Source organism: Phytoactinopolyspora endophytica (genome assembly GCF_004138495.1).
GTDB classification, from domain to species: domain Bacteria; phylum Actinomycetota; class Actinomycetes; order Jiangellales; family Jiangellaceae; genus Phytoactinopolyspora; species Phytoactinopolyspora endophytica.
Genome location: NZ_ML142864.1, coordinates 128,257 through 130,357, shown reverse-complemented (window position 1 = coordinate 130,357; position 2,101 = coordinate 128,257). Strand labels below are relative to the sequence as shown.

General features: G+C 70.7%; 4 protein-coding genes. All 4 read left to right on the top strand.

Annotated elements, in window-relative coordinates; translation table 11 throughout:
• Positions 1–600, top strand: a 600-nt coding sequence (locus ELR45_RS25780; protein WP_205857270.1) for a carbon-nitrogen hydrolase family protein, incomplete at its 5' end; no start/stop codon positions are given.
• A gap of 3 nt (positions 601–603) precedes the next feature.
• Positions 604–1,194: a molybdenum cofactor guanylyltransferase gene (gene mobA, locus ELR45_RS39095; RefSeq protein WP_205857269.1), complete on the top strand. Its 591-nt coding sequence runs from the start codon at positions 604–606 to the stop codon at positions 1,192–1,194.
• Positions 1,191–1,514, top strand: a complete 324-nt coding sequence (locus ELR45_RS39090) for a DUF6457 domain-containing protein (RefSeq protein ID WP_205857268.1) — start codon at positions 1,191–1,193, stop codon at positions 1,512–1,514. Before mobA ends, ELR45_RS39090 begins: the two co-directional genes overlap by 4 nt.
• On the top strand, positions 1,514–2,101 hold a 588-nt coding region (locus ELR45_RS39085; protein ID WP_420813951.1), incomplete at its 3' end, for an alcohol dehydrogenase catalytic domain-containing protein. The genes ELR45_RS39090 and ELR45_RS39085, both read left to right, overlap by 1 nt.

Genomic DNA, 2,101 nt, shown 5'->3' with positions numbered 1-2,101 from the left:
GTGGCGAAGCGGAGCTCCGCCACCGTCGTCGCCGGGATGTTCGAGCAGTCCGGGGACGAGACACGCCCGTACAACACGCTCGTGGTGGTCGGGCCCGATGGGACGCTTCGTGCCACGTACCGCAAGGCGCACCTCTACGACTCGTTCGGCTACCGCGAGTCCGACCGGCTGTCGGCCGGTCCGGCCGAGCCCGCCGTCGTCGATCTCGACGGGCTGCGAATCGGCTTGCTGACCTGTTACGACCTTCGTTTCCCGGAGCACGCCCGCGCTCTGGTCGATGCCGGGGCGGACACCCTCGTCGTGCCTGCGGCCTGGGTGCGCGGCCCGCTCAAGGAAGATCATTGGGAGACTCTCGTCCGCGCCCGGGCCATCGAGAACACCGTCTACGTCGTCGCGGCGGCACAGTGCGGACGGGCCTACTGCGGGCGGAGCATGCTGGTCGACCCGATGGGAATCGCCGTCGCCGCGGCCGGCGAGGCCCAGGGGACCGTTCGCGGCGAGATCGAGCCGGACCGGATCGCCACGGCCCGTGAGCGCAACCCGGCGCTACAGCACCGACGGGCGTGGCCGTCCGGTGACGACGCACGGCAAGGACGGTAGCGCGTGACGGACAGCGGCGCGGTGATCCTTGCCGGCGGAGCGGGCCGCCGGCTGGGCGGTGTCGACAAGCCGAGCCTCGTCGTTCACGGCCGGACATTGCTCGACACCGCCCTCGACGCATGCTCCGGCTGCAGCGACATCGTCGTCGTCGGTGCCCGCCGGACCACCGGTCGAGAGGTCCGTTGGACCGTCGAAGAGCCCAGCGGAGGCGGTCCGCTGGCTGGGCTCGCCGCGGGCCTGCGAGAGCTCCCACGCTCGGTCGAGGTGGTCACAGTACTGGCCGCGGACCTGCCGTCGGTGACCCACAAGGCGGTCGAGGCGCTGCAGCGCGCCCTCGCCGAAGCCGAAGCCGACGCCGTGCTCCTCACCGACGTCAACGGCCGCCAGCAGCCGTTGACCGCGGTATACGACAGGCTCGCCCTAGAGGCGGCGCTGCAGGCGGTCGGAGACCCGAGCGGCCATGCCTTCCGTACGCTGTTACCGCATATGCGGGTCGCGACACTCGCGCACCCATCTGCCGCAGAGGACATCGACACGCCCGCCGACCTGGCACGCTGGAGCATTGACAGCCGTGAGCGAAAGGACGACGAATGAGTTTGGACGCGTGGATCGCCGCGTTGTGCGAGAAGCTGGACGTACCGGTCGACGACGTCGACACGAGCGCGATCCTCGACCTGGCCAAGGACGCCGCGCACAACGTCGAGCGGCCGGCCGCACCGATCACCACGTTCATCGCCGGCTACGCCGCCGCGACCAGGGGCGGCGGTTCCGCACAAGTCGACGCAGCCATCGAGACGGCCGCCGGCCTGGCATCCGCCTGGCCGGAGACGCCGGACACGGCACCCAGCGACGCGACGCCGACGCTCGACAGCACGGACAACCAGCCGGCGACCGGTGAACCCCGGGAGGGATGATGCGTGCGATGGTCGTCACCGAGCCCGGCGGTCCTGATGTGCTCGAATGGCGCGAAGTGCCGGACCCGGTCTGCGGCCCGGACGAGGTCGTGCTCGAGGTGGCCGCGTCCGCGGTCAACCGTGCCGATCTTCTGCAGCGCCAGGGGTACTATCCGCCGCCCGCGGGCGCGCCTGAATGGCCCGGGCTCGAGTGCAGCGGCACCGTCCGAGAGGTGGGAACGACAGTCGCGGGCTGGTCGATCGGAGACCGCGCCTGCGCGCTACTGTCCGGCGGTGGGTACGCCGAGCGGGCCGCCGTCCCTGCGGGGCAACTCCTTCCCTTGCCCTCTGGAATCGACCTGGTGACCTCTGCCGGCCTGCCGGAGGTGATGTGCACAGTCTGGTCGAATCTGGTGATGGCCGCGGGCCTCTCGTCGGGCGATGTCTTGCTGGTACACGGCGGGGCAAGCGGCATCGGCACCGCGGCGATCCAAGTGGGCGTCGCCCTCGGCGCCACGGTGGCGGTCACCGCGGGCTCACCTCAGAAGCTGGAGAGATGCGCCGAACTGGGCGCATCCATCCTGGTGAACTACCGGAAACACGACTTC